This is a genomic window from Pseudomonas moorei, assembly GCF_042846945.1.
Taxonomy (GTDB): domain Bacteria; phylum Pseudomonadota; class Gammaproteobacteria; order Pseudomonadales; family Pseudomonadaceae; genus Aquipseudomonas; species Aquipseudomonas moorei.
In genome coordinates this window covers 1317969-1334626 of the sequence record NZ_AP035776.1, presented here as the reverse complement: position 1 = coordinate 1334626, position 16658 = coordinate 1317969, and the positions used below count along the sequence as shown (strand labels likewise).

Annotated in this window: 14 protein-coding genes; 6 read left to right on the top strand and 8 right to left on the bottom strand. The window is 60.1% G+C overall.

Features of this window, described 5'->3' with window-relative positions; genetic code table 11:
- Positions 1-86 precede the first annotated feature (86 nt).
- Both ACGJAX_RS06320 and ACGJAX_RS06315 read left to right on the top strand, forming a co-directional pair.
- A complete protein-coding gene (locus ACGJAX_RS06320) occupies positions 87-866 on the top strand; it encodes an N-acetylmuramoyl-L-alanine amidase (protein ID WP_390957930.1) in 780 nt (259 codons plus the stop codon).
- A 76-nt stretch (positions 867-942) separates the two neighbouring features.
- Positions 943-2556 carry an EAL domain-containing protein gene (locus ACGJAX_RS06315; protein ID WP_390957928.1) on the top strand — a complete coding sequence of 538 codons (1614 nt, stop codon included), beginning with the start codon at positions 943-945 and terminating at the stop codon, positions 2554-2556.
- 6 nt (positions 2557-2562) lie between these two features.
- Here the strand turns inward: ACGJAX_RS06315 and ACGJAX_RS06310 are convergent, their stop codons facing one another.
- Positions 2563-4353: a KinB sensor domain-containing domain gene (locus ACGJAX_RS06310; RefSeq protein WP_390957926.1), complete on the bottom strand. Its 1791-nt coding sequence runs from the start codon at positions 4351-4353 to the stop codon at positions 2563-2565.
- A gap of 7 nt (positions 4354-4360) precedes the next feature.
- The gene (gene algB / locus ACGJAX_RS06305) at positions 4361-5707 is read right to left on the bottom strand and encodes a sigma-54-dependent response regulator transcription factor AlgB (RefSeq protein ID WP_090327057.1); all 1347 of its coding nucleotides are present in this window, start codon (positions 5705-5707) and stop codon (positions 4361-4363) included.
- A gap of 384 nt (positions 5708-6091) precedes the next feature.
- On the opposite strand from algB, the gene ACGJAX_RS06300 reads away from it, so the two are divergent.
- The 4 genes from ACGJAX_RS06300 to ACGJAX_RS06285 all read left to right on the top strand — a co-directional run bounded on the left by ACGJAX_RS06300 (position 6092) and on the right by ACGJAX_RS06285 (position 10280).
- Positions 6092-6379, top strand: a complete 288-nt coding sequence (locus ACGJAX_RS06300) for a hypothetical protein (RefSeq protein ID WP_390957924.1) — start codon at positions 6092-6094, stop codon at positions 6377-6379.
- Positions 6380-6451: 72 nt separating this feature from the next.
- Positions 6452-6616 carry a DUF1328 domain-containing protein gene (locus ACGJAX_RS06295; RefSeq protein ID WP_003170804.1) on the top strand — a complete coding sequence of 55 codons (165 nt, stop codon included), beginning with the start codon at positions 6452-6454 and terminating at the stop codon, positions 6614-6616.
- Positions 6617-7492: 876 nt separating this feature from the next.
- Positions 7493-8824 (top strand): glutamate/aspartate:proton symporter GltP, encoded by a 1332-nt coding sequence (gene gltP / locus ACGJAX_RS06290; RefSeq protein ID WP_090327052.1) that lies wholly within the window; start codon positions 7493-7495, stop codon positions 8822-8824.
- A 226-nt stretch (positions 8825-9050) separates the two neighbouring features.
- A complete protein-coding gene (locus ACGJAX_RS06285) occupies positions 9051-10280 on the top strand; it encodes a nucleoside recognition domain-containing protein (RefSeq protein ID WP_247255185.1) in 1230 nt (409 codons plus the stop codon).
- A 128-nt stretch (positions 10281-10408) separates the two neighbouring features.
- On the opposite strand, the gene ACGJAX_RS06280 is transcribed toward ACGJAX_RS06285, so the two are convergent.
- The 6 genes from ACGJAX_RS06280 to ACGJAX_RS06255 form a co-directional block, all read right to left on the bottom strand.
- Entirely contained in the window at positions 10409-11035 is a 627-nt protein-coding gene (locus ACGJAX_RS06280) for an ABC-type transport auxiliary lipoprotein family protein (RefSeq protein WP_248914617.1), read from the bottom strand.
- Complete coding sequence (locus tag ACGJAX_RS06275; protein WP_090327044.1) at positions 11032-11970, bottom strand: MlaD family protein; 939 nt, start codon at positions 11968-11970, stop codon at positions 11032-11034. The genes ACGJAX_RS06280 and ACGJAX_RS06275 overlap by 4 nt, the downstream gene beginning before the upstream one ends.
- Before the next feature lies 1 nt (position 11971).
- A complete protein-coding gene (locus ACGJAX_RS06270) occupies positions 11972-12775 on the bottom strand; it encodes an ABC transporter ATP-binding protein (RefSeq protein ID WP_248914616.1) in 804 nt (267 codons plus the stop codon).
- Positions 12772-13920, bottom strand: a complete 1149-nt coding sequence (locus ACGJAX_RS06265) for an MlaE family lipid ABC transporter permease subunit (protein ID WP_390957920.1) — start codon at positions 13918-13920, stop codon at positions 12772-12774. Before ACGJAX_RS06265 ends, ACGJAX_RS06270 begins: the two co-directional genes overlap by 4 nt.
- A 54-nt stretch (positions 13921-13974) precedes the next feature.
- Positions 13975-15003 (bottom strand): DUF5924 family protein, encoded by a 1029-nt coding sequence (locus tag ACGJAX_RS06260; RefSeq protein ID WP_390957918.1) that lies wholly within the window; start codon positions 15001-15003, stop codon positions 13975-13977.
- 174 nt (positions 15004-15177) lie between these two features.
- The gene (locus ACGJAX_RS06255; protein ID WP_390957916.1) at positions 15178-16554 is read right to left on the bottom strand and encodes an insulinase family protein; all 1377 of its coding nucleotides are present in this window, start codon (positions 16552-16554) and stop codon (positions 15178-15180) included.
- Between the last annotated feature and the right edge of the window lie 104 nt (positions 16555-16658).

Here is a 16658-nt window from a genome sequence, read left to right as displayed (position 1 = left end):
TATTTAAAAAACGCGCGATGGGTCTCCGGGCGCAAGGCAGTACGTTACACTGTTGCATTACTGTCTTGCGTGTATCGCCCTCCGCCATGAAATACTTCGCTCTTATCGTGTCGCTGATCCTGTTGGCCGGTTGTGCCAGCGGTCCCCGCTTCGACACCAGCCACCCTTCCGCCAACCACGACAGCCGAATACAGTTCGTGGTGCTGCATTACACCAATGCATCCCAGGAGCGCTCGCTTCAACTGCTCACCCGCGGGGAAGTCAGTAGCCACTACCTGATCGGCGACGACAAGAACGCGACCATCTTCAAACTGATGGATGAAAACCAGCGCGCCTGGCACGCCGGTGACAGCCAATGGCAAGGACGAACCTGGCTGAACTCCAGCTCCATCGGCATCGAAATCGTCAATCCTGGCTTCAAGGACACGCCAACCGGACGCCTCTGGTATCCCTACAGCGAAGCGCAGGTCCAGTCACTGATCGTCCTGCTCAAGGACATCAGCAAGCGCCACGCCATCAGCCCTCGCAGCATCATCGGCCACAGCGACATCGCCCCGCTGCGCAAACTTGATCCAGGTCCGCTGTTTCCCTGGAAGCGCCTGGCGAACGAAGGCATCGGCATCTGGCCGAACGAACAGGCGGTAGCGCGGCAACAAGCTCAATTCGAAGCACAACTGCCGAGCATCAGCTGGTTTCAGACTCAACTCGCGCGCTTCGGTTATGACACCCCGCAAACCGGCGAACTGGATGTAGCAACCCGTCACGTGATTGCCGCCTTTCAAATGCACTTCAGACCGTCGCGCTTCGATGGCACCCCGGACGCGCAAACGGCAGCACTGCTGCAAGTGCTCAATCAGACAAAATAATGACGCCCGCCCGACGGTCAACGCGGTTTCTCAAACAGCAGCTATAACTCATTGGTAATCCTTCGGATATTCCATAATGGCCGCTGCTCGAGATACGTTCCGTAGCTGGTTCTATCGCCCCTGGTTTCTGGCGATGCTGGCTGCTGTCTTGAGCGCCTCCCTATTGCTGGCCGGCAGCTACTTTGTCGCCATCCAACAGGTCGAACAAAACGAAAGTCGCGAAATGAATGCCCAGGGCGCACGCTTTCTGGCCCGCCTGGAGCAACTGTTCGGGCAACTGCGAGAAAGCCTCGATGACCTGGAGGCGCAGCCATTGCGAACGTGCAATGACGAGATGATCGCAACCCTGCAGCAGGTCAGCTTCAATTACCGCTTTGTGTATGACGCCGCCTATATGGACGCGACGCGGATCTGCTCAAGCCGCCCACGCCAGGATGGCTTGCCGTTGACGCGGCCACCGGACATCAGGGGCCCCACCTACAGTTACTGGTTGAACACCACCACCGAACCCGATGAAAACCGTGCGGCGCTGATGCTCGGCCGTGGCAATTTTCGAGTCGCCACCTCTCGCGGCCATTTGACCGACATGGTCGACCTGTCACCGGGCAGTAGCCTGTTGGTGGTTCTCGACCATGGCACAAGGGTGATTCCGGTCCTGGGTGCCTCCCAGGTCTGGTCGCTGACGGAACAATGGCCACCGACCACCCGCGAAGCGCTGCAAGTCACCCCATCACGCCTGATTTACCGCATGCCCACCGCCAACCCGGAATTCCAGCTGGTGTTGATCAGCCCCCGCACCGGCAACCATATACCGCCAATGTGGTGGTGGTTGTTGCCAGTCAGCCTGGTGCTGGCCGCCTTTGTCGGCTTTCTGGTGTTTCTGCTGGTTCGCCAGCGGCAGTCTCTCGACGCCGAACTGACCGGCGCCATTCGCCGCGGCGAGCTGCAGGTGCTGTATCAGCCGATTTTCGATCTCGACAGTCGCAACTGCGTCGCGGCCGAGGCCTTGCTGCGTTGGCGCCGGCCGGACGGCAGCCTGACCAGTCCCGACCTGTTCATTCCGATGGCGGAGAACACCGGCCAGATCCGGCAGATGACCGACTTCGTCCTGCAACGCCTGCTTGAGCAACTCGGTCAATTGCTGCGGGCCAATCCGCAGCTATACATCTCGGTCAACCTGGCGGCGTGTGATGTCATGGTCCCGCGTATCGGCCAGGTCATGGCGCGCCTGCTCACCCTGCACCGGGTCGCAGCCAGGCAAATTGCCTTTGAAGTCACGGAACGGGGACTGATCGATGTCGAGGTGGCGCGGGAAAACCTGCAAGCCTTGCGGGACGTCGGGCATCAGGTACTGATCGATGATTTTGGCACCGGTTATTGCAGCCTTGCCTACCTGCAAACCCTACCGGTGGATTGCCTGAAAATCGACAAGGCCTTTATTGATGCGCTGGGTCATGACGCGGCGAGCAGCGGCGTGGCCCCGCACATCATTCACATGGCCCAGTCACTGCATTTGAAGGTCATCGCCGAGGGCATCGAGCATGAATCCCAGGCCGCGTTGCTGAGCAGTGAAGGCGTGAAATTCGGTCAGGGCTGGTTGTTCGCCCATGCGCTGAGCTCGGTACAGTTCATCGAACTGATCACTCGCGGTCGCCGGCTGACCAAGCGACGCCTCGACGATGAAGCGTAAAGGCCGCTACACCGCGAGCGCCATATAGAACTGCGTGCCCTGCCCGGGTCGCGAATAAACTCCCATCCGCCCGCCGTGCAACTGAACGATCTCCTTGCACAGTGCCAGACCCAGTCCGGCCCCGCCTTTCTTGCGGCCAACCTGCACAAAGGGCTCGAAGATGCGCCCCTGCTGCCCGTAGGCGATGCCTTCGCCATTATCTTCGACGCTGATGATCACCCGCTCGCCATGGCGTCGGGCCTGCAACCGGATGAGACCACCCGGGGCGGTGTGGCGAAGCGCATTGTCGATCAGGTTGTCGAGCACACGGTCCAGTTGCGGCTGATCGGCCTGCAGGTGTGGCAATGGCCCCTGCATTTCCACCAACAACTCAATGCCCTTCTGTTCGGCACCTTCGGCAAATCGTAACCGCGCCTGCTCCAGCAAATCCTCGATGGAACAGGGCGCGAGCGTCAGTTTCTGCAGGCCATTCTGGTAACGGGAGAAATTCAGCAGATCGTTGATCAACTGCATCAGGCGCTGCATCTCTTCATTCACCGTGTCCAGCAAATCGGCTTCACGGGATTCTGCCGGGAAATGCGTGCGCTCGCGGAACAGGCCGAACGCCATGTGCATGCCGGTGACCGGGGTGCGCAGCTCATGGGAAGCGCGCAGCACAAACTCACTGCGTACACGCTCGAAGGCGCGCTGCTCGGTGACGTCATGCAACACCATCACCGCACCGAGAATATGGCCCTGGGTATGGCTGACCGGCGTCAGGCTGTAGGTCAGCAGACGCGACTCGCCATCGACCTCGACACTCAGATCCTCCGGCGCCCGCTCCAGCGTGCCGCCGCGCAGAACCAGTTGCAGCTGCTCATCGAGCTCGGGCCGCCCCAGTGCGGTGCCCAACCCTTGGCCAAGGCGATCGGTGTCCCAACCCAACTGACGCTGCGCTACCGGGTTGAGGTGCTCCAGGCGCCCCTGGCGATCAATCATCAGCAACCCGTCATCGATGCTGTCGAGCACGGCCTGCAACCGCTGCTGACCCGCCAGCAACTCATCGACGTTAGTGGCCTGATGCTCACGCAGCGCCTCGGCCATGATCCCGAAACGCTTGGTCAACTGGTTCAACTCGACCGCCGAGGAAATCGGCAGCGTGACGTCAAATTTGCCTTGGCCGATATTGTCCGCCGCCTGCGCCAGAGCCTCGATGGGCTCGCCGAAGCGCCGGGCGATGGCATGAGCCGTCACGAAACCGATGATCAGCACCGCAAGCCCGACCAACCCCAGCAACCCGGCGATCAGCAGCGCCCGCTCACGGGACGAACGCTCGGTTTCGCTGATGTTATCCAGCGCATGCTTGTGCTCATTGAGCAAACCCGTGCGCAGCGCATTGAATTTTTCAGTGAGCTCCTGGTTGCCACTCAGCACATGTTTCGGCTCACCGGCCGCTTCATACGCCTGGATAAAGCTCAAGTAATCAGCCTTGGCCTTTCTGAAGCCGTCCTCGTTGCCCTCGACCGGCTGCTCTCCGGCGATGCCTTGTTCCAACAGCTCAAGGTAATGCTGTTTGGACGCCTCGAAGGCCGCTGCGTCGTGATTTTCACTGAGCATGATGATCAGTTGATCACCCAGTGTCTGACGCAGTTTCAGCCCCAAGTCGAGGGTGACGAAGTTGTTGCGTACCAGTGCTTCCTGGCTACCGGCCATTTGCATCACGCTGACCAGCCCGAGCAGAAGCCCGAGCAGCGCCACGGTGATCAGCGCGGAAATGCTCAGGAACAGCCGGGTCCGCAACTTCATCGCCAGTCTCATTGGCGGCTCACAAGTTGTACTGTTTGCGTTTGCGGTACAGGGTCGAAGCGTCGATTCCCAGGGTTTTCGCCGCTTGATCCAGCGTGCCGGCGGTGGCCAGCACGGCGCCGATGTGGGCCTTCTCCAGTTCATCCAGGCTCAGTGCCGCGCCGATGCGGGGTGCATTGTTGACCGGCGTTTCGGCCATCCCCAGGTGGCTGATCTCGACTCGCTCCTGCGGGCAAATAATGCTCGCCCGTTCCACCACGTTACGCAGCTCTCGAATGTTCCCCGGCCAGCGGTAGCCCAGCAACGCCTCGCGAGCCTCGTCGCTGAAGCCCCGGGCCGGGCGCGCGTATTCCTTGACGAACCGGGCGAGAAACCGGTCGGCCAGGTTCAAAATGTCTTCTCTGCGTTCGCGCAGCGGTGGCAGGTGCAGGGTGATGACGTTCAGACGATAGAGCAGGTCTTCACGGAAACGGCCATCGCGAACCATGTCTTCGAGGTTCTGGTTGGTGGCCGCGAGGATACGGACATCGGCGCGACGGGTGACCGGATCGCCCACGCGCTCGTATTCCTTGTCCTGAATGAATCGCAGCAACTTGGGTTGCAAAATCAAGGGAAAATCGCCGATTTCATCAAGAAACAGCGTACCGCCGTCGGCCTGATTGACACGCCCCAAGGTGCTTTCGCTGGCCCCGGTGAACGCGCCGCGGCTGTGACCGAACAGCTCGCTTTCCATGAGTTCGGCGGTCAGCGACGGGCAGTTGATGGTGATGCAGGATTTTTTCGCCCGTTTGCTCCAGCCGTGAATAGCCTGGGACAGCTCGCCCTTACCGGTGCCGGATTCGCCGAGAATCAAGATATTGGCGTCGGTCACCGCAACCTGGCGGGCGGTTTCCAACACCACCTTCATCGCCGGGCTGTGGGAGTCCAGACCGTCCCTGGGTTTGCGCACCTCGCCTTCCAGGGCTTCCAGGCGCGCCGACAATTGCCGTACTTCCAGCTGTTTGGCGGTTGCCAGACGCAATTGATCCGGACTGCAAGGTTTGACCAGATAGTCGGCAGCGCCCGCCTGAATGGCATCCACGGCCGTGTCCACGGCCGAGTGAGCGGTGACGATCACCACGCGCATCCAGGGCGCCTGAATCCGCATCTGCGCCAACACATCCAGACCGTTGTCTTCACCCAGCCGCAAATCGAGGAAACACAGGTCAAAGACCTGACGTTGCAACAACGCGTCCGCCTGCGCAGCACTGTTGGCGGTCGCCACGCTGTAGCCCTCGTCTTCCAGGCAATAGCGAAAGGTACGCAGGATGGCAGACTCATCATCCACCAGAAGAATACGGCCTTGGTGCTCCGTGGCAGATTCCATTTTCCTACGCTCCTTAATGAATGATCTTGGTTAGTCCCGGAAAAATCGGGCAAGTTGCATGGTTTATTCTGATGCATTCCTTTCATGGCAGGGTAGCTCTCTCCTGACACGATGCCTTGTGTCCATTTCTGACACCTGCGCCCTTCTCTCAATTCAAAAATATTGCGACATCTGTCGAAACGATCGTGCATTACGCACGACGGCGCAAAGGGCCATCGTGCAGGATGCGTCCACAGTACTGCGTGCGTATTTATTAACTTATTGATTTATATCGATTTTTTTATATAAAAAAGCTGGCATGCAGACTGCAACTACCTGAGTAATGACAGGGCAATAACAAACGCCCTCAACGAAACGACCCCCCAGCGTGGGAGGAGCCTCAGGATGAATCGCCAACGTGCCGCCCAAAAGCGTTTCTCGCCACTGCATCTTCAGCAAGGTCTGTTCGCTGTACTGGCACTGCTGATCACTTTGATCGCCGGCCAGCAATTCCTTCGTTGCGAGCAGAACCAGCAGGAAGCAGCGTCGCGCATTTCCTTTGAGCATCCGACCCAGACCCACTTCACTGCCGCGAGCAGTGCCATGGCCGACAGCGCACAGATGCGCATGATGGATGTCGACCAGGCCCGTCCCGACGATGAGATGCCTCGTCAGGAACGCTGGGTGTTCTAACACCACAATTTTGGTGCGCCAGGCGCGCCGAAACGAGCAACACCTCTAAATAGAACCGTAAGGAGAATCACCATGTTGAGCTGGGCAATCACATTCCTGATCATTGCCATTGTCGCTGCCGTACTGGGCTTCGGTGGTATCGCGGGCACCGCCACGGGTATCGCCAAGATTCTCTTTGTAGTGTTCCTGGTGATGTTCATTGCGTCCTTCTTCTTTGGCCGTCGCGGTCGAGGCTGAACATGAGCGTCGGGTTAAGGACACTGGCGGCCGCCCCGCTGTTGGGCGGCCTTACCAGCGTAATGGCTGCCAAAGACGCACACCGCTTTCGCGGGAAACCGGATCAGGGTATGCAGGATTTGGTGATGGAACACCTGAAAAAAGATCCGCACCTATACCGAATTTGAAACATGAAAGGGGCTAAATGCCTCTTCCACTGCGCCCACCTGAGGAAGGTCGGTGCATGACCAAGGGGCCGGGACGTTCTGCCTGTTTCAGGGGCGGAGTGACCTACGGGTACAGGGAGTGCCTGCGCGAGGGCCGGGTCAGGTAAAAGCTGCGACGCAAGTTCGCCAGTCAAGCATGGCTCGACGGACTTGCGGAGAGCTTGTACGCGCAAAGCGTCGAGCTAGAGCGATTGAGTGATGCACATCCCCTCCCCCGAAAATCCTGTCTTTGATTTGCGCAATCTACTTTCCCCGCTGTTTAGCGAGCGACCGTATATCGCGAAAAACGGCTTTTATCTGGCCGTGAGTTTTCTTCCTGCCCTGTCGTATTTTCCCGAATTTTGTCGTCTATTCTGTTGATCAAGAAACGAACAATCTGCGCTGTGATGGCCGGTTCACGGCACTTATGCCTGCCGAAATGTCGTAATCGAACCGACTGGGACGCGAGTTTCAGTAAAAAAACCTCATGCCGATTCGGCATAGGGTAGGCGTTTACGGCATTAGACGCCGCTTCCTTGCATCTGAATAGTTGCGCCTTTTTTCGCCTGCCAGAGAGCCACTAACAAGCGCTCCGGGGCTCCTTATACGGGGGTAGATGCACAAGACTTTTTCGCCACAAGCGTTCCAGTTCATGCATCTGCTCGAGTCAAACTGAAGTAAGGGTAAAGATATGAAGAAGGCAAAGCTTAGCCTCGCCTGGCAGATCCTCATCGGTCTGGTATTGGGGATAGCAATCGGTGCACTGCTCAACCATTTCAGTGCCGAAAAAGCCTGGTGGGTCAGCAACGTCCTGCAACCGGCAGGCGATATCTTTATCCGTCTGATCAAGATGATCGTGATCCCGATCGTGATCTCCTCGCTGATCGTCGGCATCGCAGGCGTCGGCGACGCGAAGAAACTCGGGCGCATCGGCCTGAAGACCATCGTCTACTTCGAAATCGTCACCACCATCGCCATTGTGGTCGGCCTGCTGTTGGCCAACCTGTTCCATCCAGGCTCGGGCATCGACATGAGCACCCTGGGTACTGTGGATATTTCCAAGTACCAGGCGACCGCGGCCGAGGTTCAGCATGAACACGCGTTCATCGAAACCATCCTCAACCTGATCCCGTCGAACATCTTCGCGGCAATGGCCCGCGGTGAAATGCTGCCGATCATCTTCTTCTCCGTGCTGTTCGGTCTCGGTCTGTCGAGCCTGCAAGCGGACCTGCGCGAACCGCTGGTGAAGATGTTCCAGGGCGTGTCGGAAAGCATGTTCAAGGTCACTCACATGATCATGAACTACGCTCCGATCGGCGTGTTCGCACTGATCGCAGTGACTGTGGCCAACTTCGGCTTCGCTTCGCTGCTGCCACTGGCGAAACTGGTGATCCTGGTTTACGTCGCCATCGCCTTCTTCGCCTTCGTGGTGCTGGGCCTGATCGCTCGCCTGTTCGGCTTCTCGGTGATCAAGTTGATGCGCATCTTCAAGGACGAGCTGGTACTGGCCTACTCCACCGCCTCCTCCGAAACCGTGCTGCCGCGCGTTATCGAGAAGATGGAAGCCTACGGCGCACCGAAGGCCATTTGCAGCTTCGTAGTGCCGACCGGGTACTCGTTCAACCTCGACGGTTCGACCCTGTACCAGAGCATCGCGGCGATCTTCATTGCCCAGCTGTACGGCATCGACCTGTCGATCAGCCAGCAACTGCTGCTGGTCCTGACCTTGATGGTGACCTCCAAAGGCATCGCCGGCGTACCGGGCGTGTCTTTCGTGGTGCTGCTGGCGACCCTGGGCAGTGTCGGTATCCCACTGGAAGGCCTGGCGTTCATCGCCGGTGTCGACCGCGTCATGGACATGGCCCGTACCGCGCTGAACGTGATCGGCAATGCCCTGGCCGTGCTGGTCATCGCTCGCTGGGAAGGCATGTACGACGACGCCAAGGGCCAACGCTACTGGAACTCCCTGCCGCACTGGCGCAGCAAAGAGAAGCTGCCGGCTGGCGAGATTTCCCGCAACTAGCGCATGCCCCCTGTAAGAGCAGTCGGTCGACGCTCGACTGCTCGCGATGGCAACAGGAGCACCGCGCTCATCCAGAATGCCCGCGTCATCGTTGACGTTCATCGCGAGCAGGCTCGCTCCTACAGGGGTCCAGGCAAGCCGTATTAAACAAACCCCGGAGAAATCCGGGGTTTGTCGTTTCTGGCCACCCCGCTATCATTCGCGCATCTTTTGGGGGATTTGACCGATGCTAAATGGCCTATGGCTTGGCTTCTTCATCGTGGCGGCCGTGTCGGCACTGGCGCAGTGGCTGATAGGCGGCAACGCCGGGATTTTCGCGGCGATGGTGGAAAGCATATTCGCCATGGCCAAGTTATCGGTCGAGGTCATGGTGCTGCTGTTCGGCACCCTGACCCTCTGGCTGGGCTTTCTGCGGATCGCCGAGAAAGCCGGGATCGTCGAATGGCTGGCCAGGGCCCTTGGCCCGCTGTTTCTGCGCTTGATGCCGGAAGTCCCGCCCGGCCACCCCGCCATCGGCCTTATCACCCTTAACTTCGCCGCCAACGGCCTGGGCCTGGACAACGCCGCCACACCCATCGGCCTCAAGGCCATGAAAGCCCTGCAGGAGCTCAATCCCAGCGCAACGGTCGCCAGCAATGCGCAGATCCTGTTCCTGGTGCTCAACGCTTCTTCTCTGACCCTGCTGCCGGTGACGATCTTCATGTACCGCGCCCAGCAAGGCGCGCCCGACCCGACCCTGGTGTTTCTGCCGATTCTGTTGGCCACCAGTTGCTCGACCATCGTCGGCTTTCTATCCGTGGCGTTCATGCAACGTCTGCGTGTCTGGGACCCGGTGGTGCTGGCCTATCTGATTCCCGGCGCCCTCGCCCTCGGTGGCTTCATGGCGCTGCTGGCTACGCTTTCGGCCACTGCGCTGGCCGGTCTGTCGTCGATCCTCGGCAACCTGACGCTATTCGGGCTGATCATGTTGTTTCTGGTGATTGGCGCACTGCGCAAAGTGAAGGTTTACGAGGCCTTCGTCGAAGGTGCCAAAGAAGGTTTCGACGTGGCGAAAAACCTGCTGCCGTATCTGGTGGCAATGCTATGCGCGGTAGGTGTTTTGCGCGCATCCGGGGCCCTGGATTTCGGCCTCGACGGGATTCGTCATCTGGTGCAATGGGCGGGCCTCGATACGCGTTTTGTCGATGCGCTGCCAACCGCGATGGTCAAGCCGTTCTCTGGCAGCGCCGCCCGGGCGATGCTGATCGAAACCATGAAAACCTCCGGCGTGGACAGCTTCCCGGCGTTGGTCGCGGCGACGGTTCAGGGCAGTACCGAAACAACGTTCTATGTGCTGGCGGTGTACTTCGGCTCGGTCGGCATCCAGCGCGCGCGGCATGCGGTGGGGTGTGCATTGCTGGCCGAGCTGGCGGGGGTCTTGGGCGCCATTGGCGTTTGCTACTGGTTCTTCGGCTAACTGAGCCTCCCTGTAGGACCGAGCCTGCTCGCGATCAACCCGAGCGCACCGAGGGATGTCCGGTGCCCAGCGTCATCGTTCACGATCATCGCGAGCAGGCTCGCTCCTACAAAGGGTCTGTGTAGACTTCAAAGTCGCGCTGGCGGCGCGAGTTTCTGCCCTTGCTCAACCGCCCAAACCACCACCTGCGCCGTCAGTTGATCGGTGGCCTGACCGAACCCGGTCACTACCGCCGGCACCTTCACATCGCTCAGCGGCTGGCGCACTTCGAAGCGTTTACTCGCGAGGATCCGTTGATCAGCGCCACGTACCAGCAAGGCGTCCAGGCGCACCACCACGCTGGCGCCCGAGCCCTGATACTCGGTCTGAAATGCCTGCAGGCTGCCGCCCAGCTCCAGGTCTGCCTGGAAATTGCTGTCGTCGGTGCTCAGCAGCGTCACGCGGCCATCACGCTGGAATCCATCGAGCAGGCGATTGCGCAACAGCACCGGCGCCGGATCGCTCCAGCGCGAGGCCTTGTAGCTGATGATCACATCGCCTTGAGGGATCACCGCAATGTTGGGGCTGTTCAACGCTTCGCTGGCCTGGGGTTTGTTCAGGCGCAACGACCAGCGCTGCGGCGTCCCATGGCTGGTTGCCGTGCTGGATTGGGCCGAAGGTAACCGATAGACATCAAACGGCTCGGACTTGGGCAGGATCGAGCACGAACTGATCAGAGTGAACCCGGCGAGGAGGGCAAAGTGAATCAACTTCATGGGGTAAATTCCTTGTTCTTGTCACTGCCCAACAGGTAGCCGCTGGGGTTGGACTCCAGACGCTGGGAGATGGCGCGCAGCGAGCTCAGGGTTTCACGCAACTCCCGCACCGCCGGGGCCAGCCCATTGAGACCCTGCATGCCGCTATTGAGCGAGTCCTGATTGGTGGCCAGCAGTTTGTTGATGGTCGCGCTGCTCTGTTCCAGCGACTTCATGGCCTGCTCGGCGCTGCCGAACATCTGCTTGCCCTGATCATTGAGCAAACCGTTGGCGTTGCGCATCAGCGCCGACGTCTGCTCCATCATGGTGCTGGCCTGCTGGCCGACCGAGGCCAATTGCTTGATCGCCTGACCCAGGTCGCCGCGCTGATCGGCGATGGTGCCGGTGGTTTGTTCCAGATGCTCCAGGGTCTTGCTGATGCGCTCGATGTTTTCTTCGGAAAACATCTGGTTGGCGTTGTGCATCAGCATGTTCACCCCGGACATCAGGTCATTGCTGTCGTTCAGCAAACGGGCGATGGGCGAAGGCGCTGCGATGATGGTCGGCAGGCTGCCATCCTTACCCTTTAACGCCGGGCTTTGTGGCGTGCCGCCACTGAGCTGGATGATCGACGTCCCGGTGACACCCGTCAGCGCCAGTTTGGCCTGAGTGTCTTCCTTGACCGGAGTGTCGCCACCCAGGCGAATCCGCGCCAGCACCCGGCGCGGGTCTTTCGGGTCCAGGCGCAACGACACCACGTCGCCGACCTTGATCCCGCTGTACTGCACGGAACTGCCCTTGGACAGGCCGCTGACCGCCTCGTTGAACACGACTTCGTAATCCTTGAACTCAGTGTCGACGCTGGACTTGGCCAGCCACAGGCCGAAGAGCAGGGCGCCCGTCACCACAATCACGGTGAACAGGCCGATCAATACATGATGGGCTCGGGTTTCCATGTCAGACCTCGTTGAACTGTTTAGCGGCACTCAACGCCGCGCGGCCGCGAGGGCCATGGAAGTATTCGTGAATCCACGCGTCGTCGGTTTCCGAAACCTTGTCGATGGCGTCCGCCACCAGCACTTTCTTCTGCGCCAGCACCGCCACCCGGTCAGTGATGGTGTAGAGCGTATCGAGGTCGTGAGTCACCAGAAACACGCTCAGGCCCAAGGCATCGCGCAAGGTCAGGATCAGTTGATCGAAGGCCGCGGCGCCAATCGGATCGAGTCCGGCGGTGGGCTCGTCGAGAAACAGTATGTCCGGGTCCAGCGCCAGGGCCCGCGCCAGCGCCGCGCGCTTGATCATGCCGCCAGACAGGGAGGCGGGGTACTTGTCTGCCGCCGACAGCGGCAACCCGGCCAGCGCCAGTTTCACCGCCGCCAGGTGCTCGGCGTCATTGCGGCTCAAACCGGCGTGTTCGATCAGGGGCAGGGCGACGTTCTCGGTCACCGTCAACGAAGAAAACAACGCGCCTTTCTGGAACAGCACGCCGAACCGCCGTTCGACCATCGAGCGCTCGTGCTCGGACAGCGTCGGCAGGTTCTTGCCAAAGACCTTCACCATGCCCTCGCTGGGCTGGCGCAAACCGACAATGCTGCGCAGCAGCACCGACTTGCCACTGCCGGAACCGCCGACCACGGCAAGGATCTCGCCCTTGTACAAATCCAGATCGAGGTTCTCGTGCACGCTCTGTCGACCAAAGCGATTGCACAGCCCACGGACTTCGATCACCGCCTCGGTGGGCGCTCGGGGTAAACGGCTCACCAGCCCATCTCCATGAAAAACAGCGCGGCCACGGCGTCGAGCACGATCACCACGAAGATCGATTGCACCACGCTCGAGGTGGTGTGCGCGCCGACAGACTCGGCGCTGCCGCTGACCTTGAAGCCTTCCAGGCAACCAATGGCGGCGATCAGGAATGCAAAGATCGGCGCTTTGACGATCCCCACCACAAAGTGCTGAACGCCGATGTCCGATTGCAGCAGCGATAAAAACATCGCCGGCGAAATACCCAGCGACACCGCGCAGACCACTCCACCGCCAACAATCCCCGACAGCATCGCCAGAAAGGTCAGCATCGGCAGTGAGACCAGCAGCGCCAAGACCCGAGGCACCACCAGCAACTCCATCGGGTCGAGGCCCAGCGTGCGGATCGCGTCGATTTCTTCGTTGGCCTTCATCGAACCGATCTGCGCAGTGAACGCACTGGCGGTGCGCCCGGCCATCAGGATCGCGGTGAGCAACACGGCGAATTCGCGCAGAAAGGAGAACGCCACCAGGTCCACCGTAAACACCGTGGCGCCGAAATTGGCCAACACCGTCGCCCCGAGAAACGCCACAACGGCGCCCACCAGAAAGGTCAGCAGGGCAACGATGGGCGCCGCGTCGAGGCCGGTCTGCTCGATGTGCGCCACCATCGGCGTGATGCGCCAGCGCTTGGGGCGAAACAGGTTGCGGGCGATGGTTTCCAGGATCAGGCCGACGAAACCAAGCAGCTGCAGGGTGTCTTGCCAGACCGCGTCCACCGCACGGCCTATGCGGTTCAGCAGTTGAACGCCGACGTTGATTTCCGGTTCCTTGAGCGGCACACAGAAATCCGTCAGCGAACGGTAGATCCTTTGCAGCAACGCGCGGTCGGCAGAAGAGAGGGTGCAATCGGGGTGTTCGGCTGATCGGCCCAGGCGCTCGGAGCCCAGCAGCTCCACCAACAGCGAGGCACCTGCCGTATCGAGCGCGCCGAGACCATTGAGGTCGATGCGGGTGTTGTCGTCGTATTGACCTTCGAGCTTTTCGCTCAGCAGTTTGAGGTCGGCGTAATGGGCGAGCGTCCAGTCCCCTGTAACCCTTATCCGGGGCGGGGTGTGCGAGGTATCCAGTTGGGCATTGCCCGCCGCAGTGTTGCTGGTCATAAGCTCCGTGCTTTTTCGGCTGTTACGCAGACCTACGTAATAGCACGAACCGCATTACTTTTCTTTGATCGCTGTGCTGTCAGTGACCTTGAAGCGCAGCACGCCGATCAGTTGGCCGTCCTCGGTCAGCACCCGGACCTGCCAGTTGCCTGCGGGGCTTGAGGGGAAGTTCTGCTTATGGGTCCAGGCGCGGTAGCCTTCCTTGCGACCGCCATGAATATCCAGAGGGATGCGATCGACTTCTTTACCGTCGAACTGCCAGACGTGATAAATCCGTTCGTCCAGGCCACGGGGAGCGTTGATCGCGGTGTAGGCGTACAGACCGCCACCACGAATCTGCTCAGCGCTGACCTCTTCAAGGCTGTCACCGGGGGTGCGGTCCTGCATTTGCGTGCTGATGGCCACGTCGGTCATCCACAGGGTTGCTGGCGGCACCCACGATCGCAGTACCCAGCCAACGCCGCCGATCCCCACGGTAATGCTCAGAATCGCCAAGGCGTTGCGCACGGTCCGAATCGGAAAAATCGAAGCGAGGCTCGGGAACGACAATACGACGGCGATACCCAGCGCCAGTTTGAAACTCTGGGACGTGGTCAGGTGCATGATCACGGGGAGGGCGGTAAGCAGGGCGGCGAACAGCGTCAGCGTGTGCAACGCCAGGAAGGCCCATCGCCGTGGTGCCAGCCATTTGTAGTAGAGCGGGTCAGTGATGGAAATCAGCGCCGCGATGCCCAGCATCCCGGTGAAGAATAATTGGCCGCTGTTCCAGGTGGTGGTGATGAAAAAGAACGGCAGGACGAAAAACAGGCTTTCCTGGTGGATCATCTGCGTCGCATAACGCAGCAGAGGCTGGGGAATTTCCCGTTTGAAGACCTTGGTGAACAGCTTGGTCAGGCTGTTTTCCAGCATCAACCAGACCCAGCTCACCAGCATGATGGTGGTGATCCAGCTCGCCAGACCTTGTTGACGGTCGACCAGAATGAAACTGCAGACGCCGGAGATAAAACCACCGAGCGCAATGACCCCGGGGTAGCGCTTCATCAGTTCGAGAATGCGCTGTATGAAAAGGGTCAGGGTAGGCATTCGGCGGTTCACAGTAGTCGTAGGAAAAATCCCCGACAGGTTACCGCCGGCAGGGCAGTGTGGCGAGAGGCCATTAACTTCTGCAGGCACCGGCCTGCAAACGGCCCCGGGTTATCCAGCCAACACCCGTTATCGTTGACGACCTTCGCTGGCAAGCCAGCTACAGGGGGTCGGTTAGTGTTTGCGGTGGATGCGCCAGGCCAATAGTCCAAGTACCAGGAACGCCAACATGCCGCCGATTGCCCACAGCACCTGGTCATAACTGAGCAACGGCTTCTCGATCCGCAGATACCCCGGTTGCATGAGCAACTCGCGCATCGCCTTGTTCGCTTCCTCCAGCGTCACGCCCTGAAACTCTCTGGCCGGATCGACGAAACGACCGTCCTCATAGTCCCCAAGGGCGCCCCAATAGTAATCGGCCAACGCGCTGTTGCCTTGCACGGCCCAGGCCTGGCGGGCGATGGCAGCCTGTTTGAGGCGGTTGAAGGTCTCGGCATTGAGACCGTCCTTGAGCAGCCCGGCTTTCAAGTCCTCCAGGACCTGTTGCGCCTCGGCCACGTCGTCGCGCTCCAGATCGGCGTTCAGGCTCATGAAGCCCACGCCACCAAATACCTCGCGCTCGGCCCACGGACCATAGGACAAGCCGTGCGCCAGGCGTAACTGACGATAGAGCGCCCAGTCCAGATAGTCCTTGAGCAGGTCGAAAGTTACATCGTGCTCATCTTCCTGAACCGGCTCCGGCACCAACCAGTGCAGTTTGGCGCCGCCACCGATAAAGCCCTGGGTCAGGACGCGCACATGGGCAGCGCTGGACTGGATCTGCGGCAGAGCCGGGTGATCGGTGGGGTTGATCGCTTCGAGCGCGCCGTAGGTGCGCTCCAGATAAGCCGGCAGCAATCGGTCCAGGTCGCCGACGATGATCAGTGTCATGTTGTTCGGTGCGTACCAGTCCTTTCGCACCTTCTCCAATTGATCGCGGGTCAACTGACCAACTTCTGCGCGCTCCTGGCACTTGAGGCCCAGTTCCACCGCCAGTTGATTGCTGGCGGTGTGGCCCAGGTCCTGGCGATCCAGCCAGCGCTGCAGGTGAGAATAGTGACCACCGTCTTCGCGCTCGACCACTTGCTTGGCAGCGTTGATGGCGTTCTCGTCGAACCGGGTCTGGGTCAACAGCGCCAGCAGCAGGTCGAGTACCTGCCGCTGGTTTTTCGCCGGGGCCTCGATCACAAACGTGGTGTCGGCATTGCTGGTGTAGGCGTTCCATTCGCCACCCAATGCCTGCATGCGCTCTTCCAGGCCACCTTCGCCGCTGGCGTCGATGCCACTGAACAGCAAGTGTTCAAGCAGGTGCGGCAGTTCCTTGTCGGCGCAGCTGAAGTCATCCAGGCCAACGCCAACCACCAGCCGAATCGCCACATGACCGCGATCAATACCGGGCTTGAGCAGCAATTGCAGACCGTTGCGCAGGGCATAGCCCTCGACCTGGAAACGATCCAGGGCAAACGAAGGGAGTGAGCCAAGCAACAGACAGACGAACAACAGACAACGCATAACGAGCTTCCCGGCAACCCATCGGAGATCCGTTTCATCCTTCAGTCCGCCATCGCGGGCAAGCCCGCTCCCACAGGAACATCGCAGACCTGTGGGAGCGGGCT

Excerpts from the sequence above, each read along its gene's own strand:
- ACGJAX_RS06320 (WP_390957930.1), top strand. The coding sequence starts at position 87 with ATGAAATACTTCGCTCTTATCGTGTCGCTGATCCTGTTGGCCGGTTGT.
- ACGJAX_RS06315 (WP_390957928.1), top strand. The coding sequence starts at position 943 with ATGGCCGCTGCTCGAGATACGTTCCGTAGCTGGTTCTATCGCCCCTGG.
- ACGJAX_RS06310 (WP_390957926.1), bottom strand. The coding sequence starts at position 4,353 with ATGAGACTGGCGATGAAGTTGCGGACCCGGCTGTTCCTGAGCATTTCC.
- algB (WP_090327057.1), bottom strand. The coding sequence starts at position 5,707 with ATGGAATCTGCCACGGAGCACCAAGGCCGTATTCTTCTGGTGGATGAT.
- ACGJAX_RS06300 (WP_390957924.1), top strand. The coding sequence starts at position 6,092 with ATGAATCGCCAACGTGCCGCCCAAAAGCGTTTCTCGCCACTGCATCTT.
- ACGJAX_RS06295 (WP_003170804.1), top strand. The coding sequence starts at position 6,452 with ATGTTGAGCTGGGCAATCACATTCCTGATCATTGCCATTGTCGCTGCC.
- gltP (WP_090327052.1), top strand. The coding sequence starts at position 7,493 with ATGAAGAAGGCAAAGCTTAGCCTCGCCTGGCAGATCCTCATCGGTCTG.
- ACGJAX_RS06285 (WP_247255185.1), top strand. The coding sequence starts at position 9,051 with ATGCTAAATGGCCTATGGCTTGGCTTCTTCATCGTGGCGGCCGTGTCG.
- ACGJAX_RS06280 (WP_248914617.1), bottom strand. The coding sequence starts at position 11,035 with ATGAAGTTGATTCACTTTGCCCTCCTCGCCGGGTTCACTCTGATCAGT.
- ACGJAX_RS06275 (WP_090327044.1), bottom strand. The coding sequence starts at position 11,970 with ATGGAAACCCGAGCCCATCATGTATTGATCGGCCTGTTCACCGTGATT.
- ACGJAX_RS06265 (WP_390957920.1), bottom strand. The coding sequence starts at position 13,920 with ATGACCAGCAACACTGCGGCGGGCAATGCCCAACTGGATACCTCGCAC.
- ACGJAX_RS06260 (WP_390957918.1), bottom strand. The coding sequence starts at position 15,003 with ATGCCTACCCTGACCCTTTTCATACAGCGCATTCTCGAACTGATGAAG.
- ACGJAX_RS06255 (WP_390957916.1), bottom strand. The coding sequence starts at position 16,554 with ATGCGTTGTCTGTTGTTCGTCTGTCTGTTGCTTGGCTCACTCCCTTCG.